The organism is Streptomyces griseomycini (genome assembly GCF_014203535.1).
Lineage (GTDB): Bacteria > Actinomycetota > Actinomycetes > Streptomycetales > Streptomycetaceae > Streptomyces > Streptomyces griseomycini.
In genome coordinates, this window is the sequence record NZ_JACHJI010000003.1 from 467,529 (window position 1) to 485,888 (window position 18,360).

17 protein-coding genes are annotated in these 18,360 nt (G+C 74.9%); 11 read left to right on the plus strand and 6 right to left on the minus strand.

From position 1 onward, the window contains the following. The first annotated feature begins 53 nt into the window (after positions 1 to 53). The 8 genes from FHS37_RS10980 (at position 54) to FHS37_RS11015 (ending at position 9,043) form a co-directional block, all read left to right on the plus strand. Positions 54 to 932 carry an alpha/beta hydrolase gene (locus FHS37_RS10980; RefSeq protein WP_184819558.1) on the plus strand — a complete coding sequence of 293 codons (879 nt, stop codon included), beginning with the start codon at positions 54 to 56 and terminating at the stop codon, positions 930 to 932. 162 nt (positions 933 to 1,094) lie between these two features. Continuing rightward, positions 1,095 to 2,321 (plus strand): alpha/beta hydrolase, encoded by a 1,227-nt coding sequence (locus FHS37_RS10985; RefSeq protein WP_184819560.1) that lies wholly within the window; start codon positions 1,095 to 1,097, stop codon positions 2,319 to 2,321. A gap of 4 nt (positions 2,322 to 2,325) precedes the next feature. Then, positions 2,326 to 3,549 carry an acyltransferase family protein gene (locus FHS37_RS10990; RefSeq protein ID WP_375372300.1) on the plus strand — a complete coding sequence of 408 codons (1,224 nt, stop codon included), beginning with the start codon at positions 2,326 to 2,328 and terminating at the stop codon, positions 3,547 to 3,549. After that, a complete protein-coding gene (locus tag FHS37_RS10995; protein ID WP_184819562.1) occupies positions 3,542 to 4,909 on the plus strand; it encodes a sensor histidine kinase in 1,368 nt (455 codons plus the stop codon). Before FHS37_RS10990 ends, FHS37_RS10995 begins: the two co-directional genes overlap by 8 nt. Continuing rightward, on the plus strand, positions 4,906 to 5,568 hold the full coding sequence (locus tag FHS37_RS11000; RefSeq protein ID WP_184819564.1) for a response regulator: 663 nt from the start codon (positions 4,906 to 4,908) through the stop codon (positions 5,566 to 5,568). The genes FHS37_RS10995 and FHS37_RS11000 overlap by 4 nt, the downstream gene beginning before the upstream one ends. Positions 5,569 to 5,726: 158 nt before the next feature. After that, positions 5,727 to 7,118, plus strand: coding sequence for a sensor histidine kinase (locus FHS37_RS11005; RefSeq protein ID WP_375372297.1), 1,392 nt, complete (start codon positions 5,727 to 5,729; stop codon positions 7,116 to 7,118). Next, positions 7,115 to 7,780: a response regulator gene (locus tag FHS37_RS11010; protein ID WP_184819568.1), complete on the plus strand. Its 666-nt coding sequence runs from the start codon at positions 7,115 to 7,117 to the stop codon at positions 7,778 to 7,780. Before FHS37_RS11005 ends, FHS37_RS11010 begins: the two co-directional genes overlap by 4 nt. Before the next feature lie 39 nt (positions 7,781 to 7,819). Further along, positions 7,820 to 9,043 carry a cytochrome P450 gene (locus FHS37_RS11015; RefSeq protein ID WP_184819570.1) on the plus strand — a complete coding sequence of 408 codons (1,224 nt, stop codon included), beginning with the start codon at positions 7,820 to 7,822 and terminating at the stop codon, positions 9,041 to 9,043. 194 nt (positions 9,044 to 9,237) lie between these two features. Here the strand turns inward: FHS37_RS11015 and FHS37_RS11020 are convergent, their stop codons facing one another. Together FHS37_RS11020 and FHS37_RS11025 are read right to left on the minus strand one after the other, a co-directional pair. Further along, on the minus strand, positions 9,238 to 10,842 hold the full coding sequence (locus FHS37_RS11020; protein ID WP_184819572.1) for an ABC transporter permease: 1,605 nt from the start codon (positions 10,840 to 10,842) through the stop codon (positions 9,238 to 9,240). Next, entirely contained in the window at positions 10,839 to 11,750 is a 912-nt protein-coding gene (locus FHS37_RS11025; protein ID WP_184819575.1) for an ABC transporter ATP-binding protein, read from the minus strand. Before FHS37_RS11025 ends, FHS37_RS11020 begins: the two co-directional genes overlap by 4 nt. Before the next feature lie 104 nt (positions 11,751 to 11,854). Here FHS37_RS11025 and FHS37_RS11030 point away from each other — a divergent pair, with 104 nt between their 5' ends. Further along, entirely contained in the window at positions 11,855 to 12,352 is a 498-nt protein-coding gene (locus FHS37_RS11030) for a GbsR/MarR family transcriptional regulator (protein ID WP_184819577.1), read from the plus strand. Between the two features lie 193 nt (positions 12,353 to 12,545). On the opposite strand, the gene FHS37_RS11035 is transcribed toward FHS37_RS11030, so the two are convergent. Beyond that, positions 12,546 to 13,394 carry a diacylglycerol kinase gene (locus FHS37_RS11035; RefSeq protein WP_184819579.1) on the minus strand — a complete coding sequence of 283 codons (849 nt, stop codon included), beginning with the start codon at positions 13,392 to 13,394 and terminating at the stop codon, positions 12,546 to 12,548. A gap of 185 nt (positions 13,395 to 13,579) precedes the next feature. On the opposite strand from FHS37_RS11035, the gene FHS37_RS11040 reads away from it, so the two are divergent. Next, entirely contained in the window at positions 13,580 to 14,863 is a 1,284-nt protein-coding gene (locus tag FHS37_RS11040; protein ID WP_184819580.1) for an adenylosuccinate synthase, read from the plus strand. Between the two features lie 242 nt (positions 14,864 to 15,105). Here FHS37_RS11040 and FHS37_RS11045 read toward each other — a convergent pair whose 3' ends face one another. Beyond that, positions 15,106 to 16,062, minus strand: coding sequence for a DMT family transporter (locus tag FHS37_RS11045; RefSeq protein WP_184819582.1), 957 nt, complete (start codon positions 16,060 to 16,062; stop codon positions 15,106 to 15,108). A gap of 82 nt (positions 16,063 to 16,144) precedes the next feature. Between FHS37_RS11045 and FHS37_RS11050 the strand changes: the two genes are divergently transcribed. After that, a complete protein-coding gene (locus tag FHS37_RS11050; RefSeq protein ID WP_184819584.1) occupies positions 16,145 to 16,753 on the plus strand; it encodes a TetR/AcrR family transcriptional regulator in 609 nt (202 codons plus the stop codon). Positions 16,754 to 16,768: 15 nt separating this feature from the next. Here the strand turns inward: FHS37_RS11050 and FHS37_RS11055 are convergent, their stop codons facing one another. Both FHS37_RS11055 and FHS37_RS11060 read right to left on the minus strand, forming a co-directional pair. Then, positions 16,769 to 17,419, minus strand: a complete 651-nt coding sequence (locus tag FHS37_RS11055) for a putative DNA-mimic protein (protein WP_184819586.1) — start codon at positions 17,417 to 17,419, stop codon at positions 16,769 to 16,771. 113 nt (positions 17,420 to 17,532) lie between these two features. Continuing rightward, positions 17,533 to 18,249: a GntR family transcriptional regulator gene (locus tag FHS37_RS11060; protein WP_184819588.1), complete on the minus strand. Its 717-nt coding sequence runs from the start codon at positions 18,247 to 18,249 to the stop codon at positions 17,533 to 17,535. Positions 18,250 to 18,360 lie beyond the last annotated feature (111 nt).

The window sequence follows — 18,360 nt, forward strand, 5'->3', positions numbered from 1 at the left end:
GGCCGAATTCTTCTCTGGTCCGCCAAATACGTTTCATCGCTGAGAGGTTGAGCATGACGGACGACGTCGCAGCCGCCCGGGCCGCCGCCGAGGAGGAGTCGGCCTTCTCCCACCCGCCGGTCGACCCCGACGCGACCGCGGCCTACGGCGACGACCCGGACCAGCTGATCGACTTCTACGCCCCGCGCGGCACCGGCGGCCCCGGTGGACCCGCGCCCGTGGTGGCCGTCCTGCACGGCGGCGCCTGGCGCGCCTCCCACGACCGGCGCCACATCAGCCCGTTCGCCGCGTTCCTGGCCCGTAGGGGCTTCGCCGTGGCCAGCGTCGAGTACCGGCGCGGCGCGGGGGAGGCGGGCGGCGGCGACCCGGTCGCGGGGCGCTGGCCCGACACCTTCGACGACGTCGCCGCCGCCCTGGACGCCCTGCCCGAGCTGGTCCGGAGCCACCTTCCGCAGGCCGACCCGCGCCGCACGGTCGTCACCGGGCACTCCGCCGGCGGTCACCTGGCGCTGTGGAACGCCGCCCGGCACCTCCTGCCCGCCGACGCCCCCTGGCGCACGGACCGTCCCGCGCCCCTGCGGGGCGTGGTCGCCCTCGCCCCGATCGCCGACCTCGCGGTCGCCGACAAGCTGGACGTGTGCGACGGCGCGGCACGCCAACTGCTGGGCGGCGACGACGGGTTCGCCGAGCGCCGGCCGTACGCCGACCCCGCGCTGCTGCTGCCCACCGGTATCGCCACCACCCTCGTCCAGGGCCGCGCCGACCTCGACGTCCCGCTGCCGGTGGCCGAGGCGTACGCGGACGCGGCGGCGAAGGCCGGCGAGGTGGTGGGGCTGACGCTGCTGGAGGACGTCGGCCACTTCCCGCTGATCGACCCGGCGGCGGACGCCTGCGCGGTGGTGGCGGAGGAGATCGCCCAGCTCGCCTGGTGACGCCCCTCCCCGGGCCTCCCCGGGATCGCCCCGGTCAGACCCGTAGTACCTGAGAGCTACCCCGCGGGTGAGTCCCCCGGCGGGACGCGGGTTACGCGCGCCGCTCCGTAACTTCCCTTCTCGAACAGCCCGGTGACCGGGCGGAGGGGAGGAGGGACGGCCATGGGGACGCGGTACGGGACGGGCACGGGCGCGGCGGGGCACGGCGGGGTCGGGGCCGGTGCGTCCGCGGCCACCACGGGGAGCGGCCCGGCGGAACGGTCCCGGGCACGCGGCCGGTCCGGGGGCCGGGCGGGCGGGTGGTCCGGGCGGCGCGCCACCGCCGGGACCGGCACCCCGCCGGCGGCGCCGGACACCCCGCCGGCCGGGCGCCCGGCGCGGGAACGCAGGCCGGGCCGGCGGCGGATCGCCCGGTGGCGGCGCACCGGCCTCGCCGTGCTCGTCGCCTCGGCCGTGGCCGTGCCCGTGGCCGGAGCGGCCCGGCCGCGCACCCCCGCCCCGGCACCGGCCGTGCTCGCCCCGCCGACCGCGGCCACCCTCGACGCCGCCTACGCGGCCCACCGCGCAGGCGCCGGGGAGGCGGCCCGGATGGCCGCCGCCCACGGGGACCGGCGGCGGGCGGCGGCCGACCGCGCGCTGGCCGCCCCCTCCCGGCAGCTGCTGGCCTTCGACGGCCGCGGCCCCGGACGGGTCACCGAAGTCCTCGGCGACCTCGCCCGCGCCGACCGCGTCGCCGTCCTGGTCCCCGGCTCCGACACCGGCCTCGACACCTACGGCCGGTTCCGCGCCGCCGCCCGCGCCCTGCACGAACGCCTCACCGTCCCCCACTCCCGATCGAGCGGGGGGACCCCCGTGGCCCCGGCGGGCACCCGGACGGCGGTGGTCGCCTGGCTGGGCTACGAGACCCCCGGCACGATCAGCACCGCGGTCCTCACCACCGACCGGGCGGAGCGCGCGGCACCCGGACTGCGGGAGCTCGTGCGGGACCTGCGCACCGTCACGGGACAGCGGTCCCGCGTCTCCCTCCTCTGTCACTCCTACGGCTCCGTGGTCTGCGCCCGTGCCGCCGCCGGTCTGGACGTCGACGACATCGTCCTCCTCGGCAGCCCCGGCACCGGCGCCGACACCGCCGCCGGCCTGCGCACCCGCGCCCGGGTCTGGGCGGCCCGGGGCGCCGACGACTGGGTGGAGCACGTCCCGCACCTCAGCGCCGGCCTCTTCGGCACCACGGTCGGCTTCGGCACCGACCCCGTCTCCCCGGACTTCGGCGCCCGCGTCTTCGCGGCCGGAGACGGCGGCCACAGCGACTACTTCGCCCCCGGCTCCCCCTCCCTCACCAACCTGGCCCGGATCGTCCTGGGCGAGACCGGGGCGGTGACCCGTGACTGACCCGATCCTCCGGCGTCCCACCCGCGGCCTGAAGGCGGTCCTGCGGGACGGCGTGCGGCGCGGCGCCGAGCGCGTCGACGCGGCCACCCCGGACCACCGCGACCGCGCCGTGGACGCCCTGCGCGCCGTCGCCGTCCTCGGGGTCGTCCTGGGCCACTGGCTGGTCACCGCGCTGGTCGCGGACGGCCGCACCCTGCGCACGGCCAGCCCGCTCCAGCACCTGCCCTGGCTGGCCCCCGTCTCCTGGCTGTTCCAGACCCTCGCCGTGTTCTTCCTGGTCGGCGGACACGTGGCGACCCGCTCGTACGCCTCGGCCCGCGCCCGCGGCGTCCCCTACCGCCACTGGCTGCGCGGCCGGCTCGCCCGGCTGTTCGGTCCGGTCGTCGCCGTCCTCACCCTGTGGACGGTGGTCACGGTCGCGCTGCTGCTCTCCGGCGCCGAGTACGCGACCGTCCGCACGCTGGCCAAGCTGGCCCTGTCCCCGCTGTGGTTCCTGCTGGTCTTCGCCGTCCTCACGGCCGCGACCCCGCTGCTGGCCCGGCTGCACCCGCTGTGGCCGCTGGCCGTCGTCCTCCACGTGGACCTGCTGCGCTTCGGCCTCGGCGCCCCCGCCTGGCTCGGCTGGCTGAACCTGGCGGCCGGCTGGCTGGTGCCGTACGCCCTGGGCGCGGCCTGGACCCGGGGCGAGCTGGAGCGCCGCCGCCCGGCCTGGATCCTGCTCCTCGGCGGTACGGCGGCCACGGCCGTGCTCGTCGCCCTGGCCGGCTACCCGGCCTCCATGGTCGGCGTCCCCGGCGCCGAGGTGTCCAACCTCAACCCGCCGACGCTGGCCGCCGTCACCTTCGGCCTCGCCCAGTGCGGGCTCGCGCTGCTGCTGCGGGAGCGGCTGCGGGGCGCGATGCGCCGGCCGGTCGCGTGGGCGGCGGTGGCGCTGGTCAACCTCTCCGCGATGACGGTCTTCCTCTGGCACCAGACGGCCCTCATGGCGACCACCGCCACCGGTCTGCTCGCCGGCCGCCTGCCCGGCCTGCACACCGTTCCCGACGACCTCGGCTGGGTCGCCGCCCGGCTGGCCTGGCTGCCGGTGCTCGCCCTCGCCCTCGCGGTGTGCCGGGCGGCGTTCCGGTCCTGGGAACGCGGTGGCGGGCGCGGGGAACGGTCCCGGGTGGTGCGGGCGCACCGGCCGGCGGCGGACCGGGGGTCGGCGGAGGGAGCACGGCATGTCTAGGCTGACCCCCGTGGCGGACAAGGGGGTGGAACTCGTCCTGCGGTGGCTGCGGGTGCTGCGGGACGACCTGTGGACCTGGCGGGTGGACCCGTTGCCGCCGTCGGTGTGGCTGCGCTGGGTGCCGCACGGGTTCGTGTACCTGATCGCGTTCGGCATCCTCCTCGGCGACCTGGACCAGCTCCTGGGGGAGGGAAGGCTCCCCCACACCGGCTCCGCGCTGGTCGCGGCCGGGCAGAGCGGCGCGGCCGTCCTCGCGCTGCGGCGGCCGGTCCCGGCACTGTGGTTGTCGCTCACCGCCACGCTGACGGGAGCCGTCCTGCTGCGCCGCATGCTGATGGCCGGCCAGATCGACGGCTTTTCGTGGCCCTGGACGCCCTGGGGGATCGCGGCCCACCTGCTCGTCCTGCTGCTGCTCGCCCTGCGCGTGCCCACCCGCGTCTCCGTCGAGGCGCTGGCCGTGACGGCCCTGCTCACCTATGTCCTCCAGGGCCTCTGGGGCGCGTGGAACCACTCGTCCACCGGCCAGACCGCCCTCGTCCTGTTCGCCGTCGCCGTCGTCCTCGGCACCGCCCTGCGCGGCCGCCGCGAGGCCCGCGCCGAACTGGTGCAGCAGACCACGCTCACCGCCGAGGAGCGGGCCCGGCGCACCCTGCTGGAGGAACGCAGCCGCATCGCACGGGAGTTGCACGACGTGGTCGCCCACCACATGTCGGTCATCTCCATCCAGGCCCAGGTCGCCCCGCACCTGGTGCCGGACCCGACGGACGAGCTCAAGGAGAACCTGGCCGGCATCCGGCAGAACGCGGTCGAGGCGCTGACCGAACTGCGCCGCGTGCTGGACGTCCTGCGCTCCGAGCACCCCGCCCCCGTCGTCGATGCCGCCGCCGACGGCCACGAGGGCGGCTCCGGCACCGCCCCGCACGCGCCCCAGCCCACCCTGGACCGGCTCCGGGCGCTGGTGGAGAACACCCGGGCCGCCGGACTGACCGTGACCACCGAGATCACCGGCGAGCGGCGGCCCCTGCCGCCCGGCGTGGAGCTGTCGGCGTACCGGATCGTGCAGGAGGCGCTGAGCAACGTGCTGCGCCACGCCCCCGGCGCCACCGCCCACGTCGCCCTCGACTACCGCCCGCACGAGCTGCGCGTGGAGGTGACCAACACCCGGCCCGAGCGCGAGGCGCCGCCGTCCCAGGGCGCCGGGCACGGGCTGCTCGGCATGCGGGAGCGGGCCGCGATGCTCGGCGGCGGCCTCACCGCCCGCCCCTGGGCCGGCGGGGGTTACAAGGTCTCCGCCCGCCTCCCGGTCGGCCCTCCCGCCTCCGCCGGTCCCACCTCCCACCACAAGGACGCCACCGCATGATCCGCGTACTGATCGCCGACGACCAGCAGATGGTCCGGCAGGGCTTCACCGTGCTGCTGAACACGCAGCCCGACATCGAGGTGGTCGGCCAGGCGGTGGACGGACTCGACGCGGTCGCGCAGGTCGCCGGACTCGACCCGGACGTCGTCCTGATGGACATCCGCATGCCCGAGCTCGGCGGCATCGAGGCCACCCGCCGCATCACCGCCGCCACCCCGCACATCAGGGTGCTGGTGCTCACCACCTTCGACCTCGACGAGTACGTGTACGAGGCGCTGCGCGCCGGCGCCTCCGGCTTCCTGCTGAAGGACGCCTCCGCGGAACAGCTCGCCGAGGCGGTCCGGGTGGTGGCCGCCGGGGACGCGCTGCTGGCGCCCGGGATCACCCGGCGGCTGATCGCCGAGTTCTCCCGGCTGGACCCGGCGCCCCGCACCCCGCCGAAGGAACGCGTCGGCGGCCTCACCGAGCGCGAGACGGAGGTGCTCGCGCTGATCGCGCAGGGCCTGTCGAACGCGGAGATCGCGGTGCGGCTGGTGGTGGCCGAGCAGACCGTGAAGACGCACGTCGGCCGGATCCTGGTGAAGCTGGGCCTGCGGGACCGGACCCAGGCGGCGGTGTTCGCGTACGAGTCGGGACTGGTCCGCCCCTCCGGGTACTGACCGCCGGACACTGCTCCGCCCTCGGGGCGCCGGGGGGCGACCCGGGTACCGTCCCCGGGTACGGAGGGGTGACCCGGCGGGCCCGCGTAGTACCTGAGACGGACGCCCGGGAACCCGTCTCGGCGGGGACGACCGCCGCCACCCGGTCGGCCTACCGTGTGAGCGTGACCGAGACGACCCACCCGCAGTCGCCGCCCCCGCCGTCCGGCGGCGGGGCCCGGACCTCCCGCAGCCCGGAGTACCGGCTGGCCCAGAACGCCCTGCGCGGGCTGCGCCAGGACCTGTTCCACGACGCCTTCGCCTACCGCCCGCTGCCGCGCCGGCGCACGGACGGCCCGTTCGTCCGCCGGCTGCCCGGCCGGCTGCGGTCCTCGGCGGATCACCTCCCGCACGCGGTGGTGGGGCTGGCCGCGCTGCTGGCCCTGTGGGCCGGCTCGGTGGGCAGCGGCGCCTCCGACGGCCTGCCGGCCCTGCTGGCCGGCCTGGTCTGCGCGGTCCCCGTGCTCGCCACCCTGGTCCGGCCGGTCGGCGCGTTCTGGCTGTCGGTGGCGGCGGCCCCCGTGGCCGCGGTGCTCGACGGCAGCTGGGGCGAGTGGCCGTGGATGCCCGGCGCGTTCCTCTGCCACCTGACGGTGCTGGTCGTCGTGGCGGCCCGCACCCGCCCCCGCACCGCCGCCTGGATGTGGGTCCTGACGGCCCTGTACGGCTTCCTGGCGGACATCCTGTTCGGTGGCTCGTACTACTACACCAACAGCGCGCCCATGATGGTGACCTCCGCCCTCGCCCTGCTCGTGGTCGCCGTCTGGCACATCCGCCGCACCGCCGAGCAGGAGGTGACCGCCCAGCAGACGGTCACCGCGCACGAGCGCTCCCGGCGCACCCTGCTGGAGGAACGCACCACCATCGCCCGCGAGCTGCACGACGTGGTCGCCCACCACATGTCGGTCGTCGCCATCCAGGCCGAGGCCGCCCCCTACCGGGTGGAGAACCCGCCGCCGGAGCTGGAGCGCGCCTTCGCCACCATCCGGGAGAACGCGGTGGCCGCCCTCACCGAGCTGCGCCGGATCCTCGGCGTGGTCCGCGCCGAGGACTACGAGGCCCCGGACGCCCCGCAGCCGACCCTCGCCGACCTGGACGCGCTGCTCGTCAACGTGCGCGGCACCGGGCTGGAGGTGGAGAAGGTGACGACCGGCGCGGTGCGCGAGCTGCCGCCCGGCGTGGAGCTGTCGGCGTACCGGATCGTGCAGGAGGCGCTGAGCAACAGCCTCCGGCACGCGCCCGGCGCGACCGCCCGCGTCGAGGTCTCCTACGTGCTGGGCGGTCTGGGCCTGCGGATCGTCAACGGCCCGCCGCCGCAGCCGTCCCTCGTCAAGCCCTCGCCCGGTGCCGGACACGGCATCACCGGCATGCGCGAGCGGGTCACCATGCTGGACGGCGAGATGACGGCCGGCCCGACCGACGACGGCGGCTACGAGGTCGCGGTGTTCCTGCCGGTCACCGCGGTGGGCGACGCGAACGAGGGAACCGAGGGAAACGAGGCGGGGGCATGACCATCCGCGTCCTGATCGCGGACGACCAGATGATGGTGCGCGAGGGCTTCTCGGTCCTGCTCAACGCGATGCCGGACATCGAGGTCGTCGGCGAGGCGGTCAACGGCCGGGAGGCGGTGCGGCGGGTCCGCGAACTCGCCCCCGACGTGGTCCTGATGGACATCCGCATGCCCGAGCTGAACGGCATCGAGGCGACCCGGGAGATCGTCGCCGCCGACGGCACGGCGAAGGTGCTGGTGCTGACCACCTTCGACCTCGACGAGTACGTCTACCAGGCGCTGCGCGCCGGCGCCTCCGGCTTCCTGCTCAAGGACGCCTCGGCCCGTCAGCTCGCCGACGGGGTGCGGGTCGTCGCCGCCGGGGAGGCGCTGCTCGCCCCGTCGGTGACCAGGCGGCTGATCACCGAGTTCTCCAAGCTGTCCGAGGCCCCGCGCCTGATGCCGTCCGCGCAGGCGGCGTACGGCGACCTCACCGAGCGGGAGACGGAGGTGCTGGTGCTGATCGCGCAGGGCCTGTCCAACGCGGAGATCGCCGGACGGCTGGTGGTCGCCGAGTCGACCATCAAGACCCACGTCAGCCGCGTCCTGGTGAAGCTGGGCCTGCGCGACCGGACCCAGGCGGCGGTGTTCGCGTACGAGGCGCGGCTGGTGACCCCGGGCTGACCCTGGTCAGCGGGCCGGGTGCCGGGCTACCGTCCGTCCATGGCAGCCCCCACCGACCTCGCCTTCGACCCGTGGGACCCGGCGTTCGTCGCCGATCCGTACCCCGCCTACGCCGAGCTGCGGGAACGGGGCCGGGTGCACTTCTTCGAGCCGACGAACCAGTGGCTGGTCCCGCACCACGCCGACGTCTCGGCGCTGCTGCGCGACCGCCGCCTGGGCCGGACGTACCTGCACCGCTTCAGCCACGAGGAGTTCGGCCGGACGGCCCCGCCGCCGGAGCACGAGCCGTTCCACACCCTCAACGACCACGGCATGCTCGACCTGGAGCCGCCGGACCACACCCGGATCCGCCGCCTGGTGTCGAAGGCGTTCACCCCGCGCACGGTGGAGCGCCTCAAGCCGTACGTCCGGGGGCTGGCGGGGGACCTGGTGGCCGCGCTCGTCGAGGCGGGCGGCGGCGACCTGCTGCGGGACGTGGCCGAACCGCTGCCGGTCGCGGTGATCGCCGAGATGCTGGGCATCCCCGAGTCCGACCGGGCCCCGCTGCGCCCCTGGTCGGCGGACATCTGCGGGATGTACGAGCTGAACCCGTCCGAGGAGGCGGCGGCGAGGGCGGTCCGGGCGTCGGTGGAGTTCTCCGACTACCTCCGCGAGCTGATCGCCCGGCGCCGCAAGGCGCCCGGCGACGACCTGGTCTCGGGTCTGATCGCCGCCCACGACGAGGACGACGACCGGCTCACCGAACAGGAGATGATCTCCACCTGCGTCCTGCTGCTGAACGCGGGCCACGAGGCGACCGTGAACGCCACGGTCAACGGCTGGTGGGCCCTGTTCCGCAACCCGGACCAGCTGGCGGCCCTGCGCGCCGACCCCTCCCTGGTCCCGTCCGCCGTCGAGGAGCTGATGCGGTACGACACCCCGCTCCAGCTCTTCGAGCGCTGGGTCCTGGACGAGATCGAGATCGACGGGAGAGTCATCCCCCGCGGTGCGGAGATCGCGATGCTGTTCGGCTCCGCCAACCACGACCCGGCGGTCTTCACCGACCCCGCCCGCCTGGACCTCACCCGCCGCGACAACCCCCACATCTCCTTCAGCGCCGGCGTCCACTACTGCATCGGCGCCCCGCTGGCCCGCATCGAGCTGGCGGCCTCGATGACGGCGCTGCTGGAGAAGGCGCCGACGCTGCGGCTCGCGGCGGAGCCGAAGCGGAAGCCGAACTTCGTGATCAGGGGCCTGGAAGGGCTGGCCGTGGAACTGGGGTGATCACCCGTTCGACTGATCGTGCCGCAGTTCGGCCCAGGCGCTCGTCCGTGGCCCGGCAGGCTGGTGAGCGCCTGCGAAGGGGGGCACCGTGACGGTCATGACGCAGCACATGGCTCAGATGTCCGTGGAGGAGTTCGAGGAGCTCGCTGCCCACGTGGCGAAGGAGCTCAAGGGGTACGCGGACCGACGGCCCGTCACGTCGTCATGTCCCTCCGCCGCAGCCCCGCCAGCCCCGCCGCGACCAGCCCCGCCGCGAGCGCCGTGAGGACCAGCACCGGCGCCCACTCCATCCCCCCGCCCGGCAGCTTCGGCAGGTGACCGAAGGGCGACAGGTCCAGCACCGCCCGCGGTACGTCCAGCGCCGGGCCCACCCAGCCGATCAGCAGCACCGCACCGGCCGCGCCCCACGCCGCCACCGCCGCCCCGGGCGCCAGCCCGTACAGCAGGACCGCGATCCCGCCGATCACCCACACCGCCGGTACCTGCACCAGGCACGCGCCCAGGAGCGCGCCCGCCCGCTCGCCGTGGCCGAGGGCGAGCCCCGCCCCCGCGAGCAGCATCAGCAGCACCACCCCGCCGAACGCCACCGCCAGGTGCCCGGCCGCCCAGCGCAGCCGTCCGACCGCCCCCGCGAGGACCGGTTCGGCCCGCCCCGAGGTCTCCTCGCCGTGCAGCCGCAGCACCGACGCCACGACGTACAGGGCGGCCACCAGCCCGAGGATGCCGACCATCGCCGCGAGGAACGCGTCCGTCAGCCCGGACTGCCCGCCCATCCGCCGGAAGACCTCCCGGGCGCTCTCGTTGTCGCCGACGAGGTCGGCCGCCCCCTCGGCCATCCCGCCGTACACCAGCCCCGCCAGCAGGAACCCGGTGCCCCACCCCAGCACACCGCCCCGCTGCAGCCGCCAGGCCAGCGCTCCCGCCCCGCCCAGCCGCCCCGCGGCCGGTCCGGGCCGGCTCGGCAGGAAGCTCATGCCGAGGTCCCGGCGTCCGGCGAGCGCGTACGCCACCGCCCCCTGGACCAGCACCGCACCCGCGAACAGCCCCAGCACCCACCACCGTTCGCCGGCGAACGCCCGCAGGTTCGTCAGCCAGCCGAGCGGTGACGCCCAGGTCAGCGGGGACGAGCCGTCGTCCGCCCCCGAGTCGCCCGCCGCCCGCAGCACGAACGCCGCCCCGAGCACCGCCGCCGTCAGCCCCCGCGCGAGCCGGGCACTCTCCGTCAGCTGCGCCACGATCGCCGCCATGGTCGCGAAGACCATGCCCACGCCCGCGACGCCGAGCCCGAACGCGAGCGCGCCCGCCGCGCCCTGCCCGGCCAGTCCGGCCGTCACCAGCAGCGCCAGTGCCCCGTTCGCGACGGCCGCCGCGAGCAGCGCCGCCGTCAGCGGGGCCCTGCGCCCGACCGCCCCGGACGCCACCAGCTCCTGGCGGCCGCTCTCCTCCTCGTCCCGGGTGTGCCGTACGACCACCAGCAGACCGGTCGCGGCGGCCAGCGCGCCCGCGTACACCCCGACCCGCCAGGCGGTCAGCGCGCCGAGGGAGTCGCCGAGGACGGGGCCGACCATGGCCCGCAGGGAGGAGTTGCCGGCCATCCGGGCGACCAGGTCGGCGCGTTCGGCGGGAGTGCCGTACAGCCCCTTGAGCGTGTGCGGCATGGACAGCACCATCAGCGCGTTCACCGCGACCCAGACCGGGATCATCACCCGGTCGCGGCGCAGCGCGAGACGCAGCAGGGTGCCGGTGCCCGCGAGCTCGCGGGAGCCCGCGGGACGCACCGCGAGGGCGGCGGCGCTCATCGGACGGTCACCCCGCTCCCGGTGGCCTCGTCCTGGTAGTGCCGCAGGAAGAGTTCCTCCAGCGTCGGCGGGGTGGACGTCAGCGACCGCACGCCCGACTCGCTCAGCGAGCGCAGCACCGCGTCCAGCTTGTCGGTGTCGACCTGGAACCGCACCCGCCGTCCCCGCACGTCGAGGTCGTGCACGCCGGGCAGTCCGGCGAGCCCGTTCGGCGGCCCGACGAGTTCGGCGCTCACGCTCGTCCGGGTCAGGTGCCGCAGCTCGGCGAGCGAACCGCTCTCCACGGTCCGCCCCCTGCGGATGATGCTGACCCGGTCGCACAGCTCCTCCACCTCGCTGAGGATGTGCGAGGACAGCAGCACGGTCCGCCCGCGCTCCCGCTCCTCGGCGACACAGCGCTGGAAGACCTCCTCCATCAGCGGGTCCAGGCCGGACGTCGGCTCGTCCAGGATCAGCAGGTCGACGTCGGAGGCGAACGCGGCGACCAGGGCGACCTTCTGCCGGTTGCCCTTGGAGTACGTGCGGCCCTTCTTCGCCGGGTCCAGCTCGAACCGCTCGACCAGCTCGGCGCGGCGCCGCGGGTCCAGGCCGCCGCGCAGCCTCCCGTACAGGTCGATGACCTCGCCCCCGGAGAGGTTGCGCCACAGCGTCACGTCACCGGGGACGTAGGCGATGCGGCGGTGGATCTCCACGGCGTCCGTCCACGGGTCCCGGCCGAGCACACGGGCGGCACCGGAGTCGGCGCGCAGCAGGCCGAGCAGGACGCGGAGGGTGGTGGACTTCCCGGAACCGTTGGGCCCGAGGAAGCCGTGGACCTCGCCGGTCTCGACGTCCAGGTCGAGGCCGTCGAGCGCGTGCGTGCGACCGAACGACTTGTGGAGGCCGGAGACGCTGATTGCCTTCGTCATGGTTCGGAACGTACGCTTCTTTCAGAAATTTGTGAAGTTAAGGAAGCGTATAAATCGATGGTTAGACTGGGGGACGGTGTCTGAGCAGGGGAGACGAGCGGACGATGGCGGAACCGACCGGGGCGGCCCGGGACCCGGAGGCGGTCTCGCGGTTCGTGGAGCACTTCGCGGCGCAGCTGGTGGAGGCCGGACTGCCGCGGATGCCCGCCCGGGTCTTCGCCGCCCTGCTCGCCTCCGACACGGGCGTGCTGACCTCCGCCGAGCTGGGCGAGCGGCTCAGGATCTCGCCGGCCGCGGTCTCCGGCGCGGTGCGCTACCTGGCGCAGCAGCACATGGTCTCCCGTGAGCGGGAGCCCGGCTCGCGCCGGGAGCGGTACCGGGTCCACGGCGACCAGTGGTACGAGGCCCTCACCAACCGCGAGGCCGTCATCCGGCGCTGGGAGGACGCCCTGCGCGAGGGCGTCGTCAGCCTGGGCTCGGACACCCCGGCGGGCCGCCGGCTGGCGGAGACGCTGGCCTTCTTCGAGTTCGTCGAGAAGGAGGTCGAGGCGATGATGGACCGCTGGCGGGCGCACCGGGAGGAGCGGTTCGGCCGGGGGTGATCCCCGCGGGCGTCCCCGTCCGCCTCCTCCTCGGCACGCGGGGCGAGGAGGCCACTGTCCGTCCGGCCCCGTCGCCCCGGATCGGACACGGGGAGAGCCTCACCGGGCCGTTCGGCGAGAGGCTGCCGGTCCCGGACCCGTCCGACTGCACGCCGGAGACCTCCGGCTTCGGGGCTCCCCGACGCGACGCCCGCTACCTCGTCGGCAGCACCAGCCCCAGGGCCGCCTCCTGCACCGTCCACGTCCGCGTCCGCACCGGCCCCGACACCACCGCGTCCGCCCGGTAGCGGAAGTGCGCGCCCGACACGGTCACCGCGCGGCCCTCGGCCGCCAGCGGGGACGCCTCCGCCCCCACCGACGCCGGCCGCACCTCGACCCGGGCCGTCCCGCGGGCGCCGGGGGCGACCGACACCGCCCGCACCGGCTGGTGCAGGTCGACGAGCGTCTCCCCGTCGACCTCCACCCGCAGCCGCGCGGGCCCCGACCCGGGAGCGACGGCGGTCCCGGACGGCCGGGGCGGCACCAGGGTCCGCACGAGGGACCGGCACGTCCGCAGCCAGGGGTGCCCCACCGCGGCCTCCCGCACCGGCGCCGCCCCGAGCGGCGGGATCCGCACCGCGCCGAGCACCACGCCGTCGCTGTCGTCCACCATCAGGTCCATCCACCGCTCGGCCCCGTCCAGCACGGCCCGCGCCGCGGCCACCGCCCCCATCGGCACCCCCAGCGACCGGGCGAGGTTCAGCGCGCCCCCGACCGGCACGAGCGACAGGGCGCAGGCGGCCAGTTCCCGCCGGCGGTGCAGCAGCCCGACCGCCCGCACCAGCGCGCGGTCGTCCCCGATCACCACCGGCCGCCGCGACCCGCGCCGGGCCAGCGCCCGGGCGAACTCCTCCGGTCCGTCCGGCAGGCACAGCTTCGTCGGCGCGCCCGCGCTGAGCACGTCCTTCGCGATGCGCACGGACTCGCCGTCCCTGCGACGTGCGACCGGATCGATGACCACCAGGAGCTGATCGGACGTCGTGGAAGTCGCCACCTCGGCCATGCCTCGCTTCCTCGGGTAGCATCTTTGTGCAAGAGCCCCTTGCGCTATTGCGCCAGGGGCTTCGTCTATTCCGGGGCATCCGGTCCGACGGTTGGCGGCCAACGGTGGTCGCGGTGCACGCGGCGGTGATCCTCCGCGTACGCCCCTGACCTTGGACATGCCCCGCCCGGAAGGGGTGTACGCGCGTGCCCGCACTTGTGCTGCTCGGTGCTCAGTGGGGTGACGAAGGCAAGGGAAAGGCGACGGACCTGCTCGGTGGTTCCGTCGACTACGTGGTGCGTTACCAGGGCGGCAACAACGCCGGCCACACGGTAGTCGTGGGCGACCAGAAGTACGCCCTCCACCTGCTCCCTTCCGGAATCCTGTCCCCCGGCTGCACGCCGGTCATCGGCAACGGCGTCGTCGTCGACCCCTCGGTCCTGCTCTCCGAGCTGAGCGGGCTCAACGAGCGCGGCGTCGACACGTCCAAGCTCCTGATCAGCGGCAACGCGCACATCATCACGCCGTACAACGTGACGGTGGACAAGGTGACCGAGCGCTTCCTCGGCAAGCGGAAGATCGGCACCACCGGCCGCGGCATCGGCCCGACCTACGCCGACAAGATCAACCGCGTCGGCATCCGCGTGCAGGACCTGTACGACGAGTCGATCCTCACCCAGAAGGTCGAGGCGGCCCTCGACGTCAAGAACCAGATCCTCACCAAGCTCTACAACCGCCGCGCCATCGCGGTGAACCAGGTGGTCGAGGAGCTGCTGGGCTACGCCGAGAAGATCGAGCCCTACGTCGCCGACACGGTGCTGGTCCTCAACGAGGCGCTGGAGCAGGACAAGGTGGTCCTCTTCGAGGGCGGCCAGGGCACCCTGCTCGACATCGACCACGGCACGTACCCCTTCGTCACCTCGTCCAACCCGACCGCGGGCGGCGCCTGCACGGGCGCGGGCGTGGGCCCGACGAAGATCAGCCGCGTCATCGGCATCCTGAAGGCGTACACGACCCGCGTCGGCGCCGGCCCGTTCCCGACGGAGCTCTTCGACGAGGACGGCGAGGCCCTGCGCCGCATCGGCGGCGAGCGCGGTGTGACCACCGGCCGCGACCGCCGCTGCGGCTGGTTCGACGCGGTCATCGCCCGCTACGCGACCCGCGTGAACGGCCTGACCGACTTCTTCCTCACCAAGCTCGACGTCCTCACCGGCTGGGAGCAGATCCCGGTCTGCGTGGCGTACGAGATCGACGGCAGGCGCGTCGAGGAACTCCCGTACTCCCAGACGGACTTCCACCACGCGAAGCCGGTCTACGAGATGCTGCCGGGCTGGAGCGAGGACATCAGCAAGGCGAAGACCTTCTCCGACCTGCCGAAGAACGCCCAGGCGTACGTCAAGGCCCTGGAGGAGATGTCCGGCGCCCCGATCTCCGCGATCGGCGTGGGCCCGGGCCGCGACGAGACGATCGAGATCAACTCGTTCCTCTGAGCGGTCCTTCCGGAGGCTCCGGAGATCCGACGGGACGGCCGGCGCGGTGAATCCGCCCGGCCGTCCCCCTTCTCCGCGTCGAGCGGGCCATGGCACGCGAGGCGGGACCCCCCGGGCTCCCCGACGGCCGGCGGCTCCCCGTCCCCACCGTTCCCACCGCCTCTCCCTCCCGCCGGCCCCGGGCGGCGGGCGGCTGCTGCACCCGGGCCGGATCCGGCTCACCGGGAAGGACGAGCGCGGTGTCACGAGCCCGGCCCCGGTCGCCGGCACGGGACCCCCGCCCCGCGGTCGCCGGCGGTCCGCCGGGTGCTCCCACCGGCGTCCGGGGCGGCGGACGGGGCGCCCCCGCGGTGGACGACGACCACCGCCGCGAGGCAGACGGCCAGGCCGAGGACGGTCTGCGGGCCGAACGGCTCGCCGAACATGAGGGCCCCCCAGACCGCGGTGACCGGGGCCATGAGGAACATGAGCGTGTTGACCTCGGTGACCCCGCAGCGCCGCAGGATGAGCCAGTACAGCCCGTACCCGCCGAAGGTCGGCAGGACCACGAGCCAGGCGACCGAGACCCAGAAGGAGAGCCCGGCGGGCGGCGCGGCGGCCCCGGCGGCCGCGGCGAGCGCCGTGAAGACGACGGCGCTGGTGGCGCAGTGGACGGTCAGCGCCACCGCGGGCGCCACCCGCACGCGGGAGCGGCTCTCCAGGAAGGTGGCCGCCACCAGCGAGGCCATCCCGAGGAAGGGGACGAGGTAGGCCCACCAGGCCGCCCCGGTGCCGGCCGCGGCGTCGGCCAGGGTGACGAGGGCGACGCCGCCCGCCCCCAGGCCCAGGCCGAGCCACTGCCCGCGCGAGACGTACTGGTGCAGCAGCGGCCCGGCGAGCGCTCCGGCGACGAGGGGCTGGACGCCGTCGATCAGGGCCGTGGTGCCGCTGGAGACCCCGAGCTGGATCGCGTGGTAGACGGTGAGCAGGTAGCCGCTCTGCGACAGCGCGCCGATCACGGCCTGCCGGGCCACGTCCCGTGCCGACAGGCCCCGCCACGCCGTCCTGGAGAAGGCGGCGACGGCGGCCAGGACGACGGCCGGCGGCAGGAACCGCCACATCAGGACCGTGACCGCGGACGCGCTGTCCGCGCCGAGCTTGGCCCCGATGAACCCGGAGCTCCAGCAGAGCACGAAGGCGGTCGAGAGCAGGAGGTGCATGCCGTTCCCTCCGGTCGTCCTCCTCGAGTAAACAGACCGGTATATCCGGTGCCCACTATACAGATCGGTATACTTCGGGAGCATGGACACTTCCGGGGAACCGCGGCGGATCGCGCTGACGCCCGCCGCACGGCGCGTCCTGGAGGCCGCCGGGAGGCTCTTCTACGAGCGCGGCATCCACGCCGTCGGGGTGGACCTGATCGCCGCCGAGGCCGGGGTGACGAAGAAGACCCTCTACGACCGGTTCGGCTCCAAGGAGCAGATCGTCGTGGAGTACCTCGCGGCCCGCGACGAGCGCTGGCGGGCCTTCCTCGCCCCGTACCTCGACGCCGCGGGGCCGGAGCCGGCGGCGCGCGTCCTGGCCGTCTTCGACGCCTCGCGCGCGTGGGCGGAGGAGCACGGCTCCAAGGGGTGCAGCATGGTCAACGCCCACGCCGAGATCAGCGACCCGGCCCACCCGGCCCACCCGGTCATCACCGGGCAGAAGCAGTGGATGCTCGCCCTGTTCACCGGCCTCGCCGGGGAGATCGCCCCGGACGGGGCCGGCCGGCTGGGCCGGGCGCTCATGCTGCTGCACGAAGGGGCGCTGGTCGCCCACGGCCTGGGCGTCTTCGCGGACCCCGTCGGCCGGGCGCGCGAAGAGGCGCGGGCGCTCCTCACCGCCGCCGAGGGGGCCGCGGCGCGGCGCTGAGCCGGATCCGGCGGCTCAGCTGAAGACGATCATCGACCCCTGGGCCAGGCTCCGCGTCGCCGCCGCGTGCAGGCCCAGCCAGACGTGGCGTTCGCGGGCGAAGGGGCTGGGGTCGTACGGGGCGGGGACGGCCGGCTCCTCCAGTTCGGTCGGGCCGTGCGGGGGCTCGGGGGCCGCCGGGGGGTTCGCCGGATCGATGCCGATGGACGGGGCGACGAACTCCAGCTCCCGCAGCAGGGCGTGGGAGGAGCCCAGCGGGCCGCCGCCCGCGAGGAGCGCGTCGTCGGACAGCGGGTGCGGGAAGTCGACGGGGACGTAGGCGCCGGCGTGGTCGTAGTGCCAGACCAGGTGGGACTGCTGGGCCGTCGTCTCGAACATCTCCAGCAACTGCTCGTAGTCACCGCCCAGTTCGTCCACCGGCGTGACCGCGAGGCCGCACGCCTGGAGCAGGTACGCGCGCCGCAGGAAGTGCAGCGCGTCGTAGTCGAAACCCGCGACCGGGGCGACCTCGCCGGACAGCCCCGGCATGTACTGGTACACCGGCACCGGCGGCAGCCCGGCCTCGGCGAGCACCGTGTTGTACTGCGCGAGTTCCTCGGCGAAGGGATTGTCGGGCGCGTGGCACAACACGTCGACGAGCGGTACCAGCCACAGGTCACAGGCCAAAGAGGGCTCCTCACACAGCACGGTGGTCAGGGAAGGGTATCGGCGCCGGGCGAGGGCGGCTCCCCTCGTGCAGGTCCCTTACCCACACGGACACGGACGACGCCGGGGGCGGCTCACTCGGTACTCGTGCGTTCGGCGCTCATGCGGTCGACGAGTGCGAGCGCGTGCGCGTCGTACGACTCGAGGACCGCGCGGGCGGAGTCGGTGTCGAGGCGCGACAGGGCGTCGACCAGACCGGTGTGTCCGGCCCACAGCCGGCCCCGCAGGTCGGGCAGCCGCCGCAGCTGCTGCACCACGCACACCCACGTCTGCACGCGGAGCCGGTGCAGGAAGTCGGTGAGGTACGGGTTGCCGAAGACGGACCCGAGTTCGCGCCAGAAGCGCAGGTCGTAGCCGATCAGGACGGTCAGGTCCCCGGCGAGGGCCGCGCGCTGCGCCTCCTCGCCGCGCCGCCGGACCCCCGTGAGGGCGGCGGCGACGCGGGGGTCGTCCGGCCGCAGGTGCGCCAGGTGGCCGTCGGTCAGCGCGTGGAGCATCCCGTCGGTCACCAGGGTGCGGGCCTCGATCATCCCGCGGAAGTCGGCGACGGAGTACTCGTGCACCCGGAACCCCCGGTGCTGGTCCGCGTCGAGCAGTCCCTGCGCCGACAGGTCGACCAGCGCCTCCCGGACCGGGGTCGCGGACACCCCGTACTGCTCGGCGATCTCCTTGACGGTGAACTCCTGCCCCGGCTGGAGACGCCCGGCGAGCACCTCGTCACGGAGCGCGTCGGCGATCTGCTGCCGCAGGGTGCTGCGGGTCACGGCACCGGTGCCGCTGATGCCGGGCATGGTCCTGCGTCTCCCTCGTCGCGTTCGAACGGCGTGCGCGTACACGTCCACGGGCACGCCACCTTACGCGGTCGGGCGGGGCCCGGCGTGTTCGATCGGGTGCCGGGCGGA

Excerpts from the sequence above, each read along its gene's own strand:
- FHS37_RS10980 (WP_184819558.1), top strand. The coding sequence starts at position 54 with ATGACGGACGACGTCGCAGCCGCCCGGGCCGCCGCCGAGGAGGAGTCG.
- FHS37_RS10985 (WP_184819560.1), top strand. The coding sequence starts at position 1,095 with ATGGGGACGCGGTACGGGACGGGCACGGGCGCGGCGGGGCACGGCGGG.
- FHS37_RS10995 (WP_184819562.1), top strand. The coding sequence starts at position 3,542 with ATGTCTAGGCTGACCCCCGTGGCGGACAAGGGGGTGGAACTCGTCCTG.
- FHS37_RS11000 (WP_184819564.1), top strand. The coding sequence starts at position 4,906 with ATGATCCGCGTACTGATCGCCGACGACCAGCAGATGGTCCGGCAGGGC.
- FHS37_RS11010 (WP_184819568.1), top strand. The coding sequence starts at position 7,115 with ATGACCATCCGCGTCCTGATCGCGGACGACCAGATGATGGTGCGCGAG.
- FHS37_RS11015 (WP_184819570.1), top strand. The coding sequence starts at position 7,820 with ATGGCAGCCCCCACCGACCTCGCCTTCGACCCGTGGGACCCGGCGTTC.
- FHS37_RS11020 (WP_184819572.1), bottom strand. The coding sequence starts at position 10,842 with ATGAGCGCCGCCGCCCTCGCGGTGCGTCCCGCGGGCTCCCGCGAGCTC.
- FHS37_RS11025 (WP_184819575.1), bottom strand. The coding sequence starts at position 11,750 with ATGACGAAGGCAATCAGCGTCTCCGGCCTCCACAAGTCGTTCGGTCGC.
- FHS37_RS11030 (WP_184819577.1), top strand. The coding sequence starts at position 11,855 with ATGGCGGAACCGACCGGGGCGGCCCGGGACCCGGAGGCGGTCTCGCGG.
- FHS37_RS11035 (WP_184819579.1), bottom strand. The coding sequence starts at position 13,394 with ATGGCCGAGGTGGCGACTTCCACGACGTCCGATCAGCTCCTGGTGGTC.
- FHS37_RS11045 (WP_184819582.1), bottom strand. The coding sequence starts at position 16,062 with ATGCACCTCCTGCTCTCGACCGCCTTCGTGCTCTGCTGGAGCTCCGGG.
- FHS37_RS11050 (WP_184819584.1), top strand. The coding sequence starts at position 16,145 with ATGGACACTTCCGGGGAACCGCGGCGGATCGCGCTGACGCCCGCCGCA.
- FHS37_RS11060 (WP_184819588.1), bottom strand. The coding sequence starts at position 18,249 with ATGCCCGGCATCAGCGGCACCGGTGCCGTGACCCGCAGCACCCTGCGG.